Source organism: Streptomyces rubellus (assembly GCF_036323805.1).
Lineage (GTDB): Bacteria > Actinomycetota > Actinomycetes > Streptomycetales > Streptomycetaceae > Streptomyces.
This window is the reverse complement of sequence record NZ_JAZDCX010000087.1, coordinates 1-350: the sequence shown is the minus strand read 5'-3', so window position 1 is coordinate 350 and position 350 is coordinate 1. Positions and strand designations below refer to the sequence as shown.

1 protein-coding gene is annotated in these 350 nt (G+C 77.7%); it reads right to left on the bottom strand.

Annotated features, from left to right (window positions below; translation table 11 throughout):
- On the bottom strand, positions 1-350 hold a 350-nt coding region (locus tag V1L54_RS29370), incomplete at both ends, for a hypothetical protein (protein ID WP_330121200.1).

Sequence of the window (350 nt, the reverse complement as noted above, 5' to 3'; positions counted from 1 at the left end):
AGCCGGTCCTGGTCGGCCGCCGCGGCGAAGGTGGGCTGGAGGTGCAGGGCGAGCAGTTCGCGGTGGGCGGGCAGCACGGCCGGCCACAGATGGACCCCCGTCTTCCAGACCGTCTCGTCCCGCCTGCCGTGAGCGCTGTACGCGTCCAGCAACCGCCCGAACGCCGCGCTCAGCGCGAACGGGGTCTTCGCGGCGGCACGGTGGAGCACCAGCCGGCCGCCCGACGGCTCGTACCCGTCGGGCGGCCCCGGCGGGCCCTCCCGGCGGACGGGCTCGGGTACGGCCGGGCCGCCGGCCGTCAGCCAGGCGTGGATCTTCCGCCCGGCCGCTCCTACCGCTCCGGCCGCTGC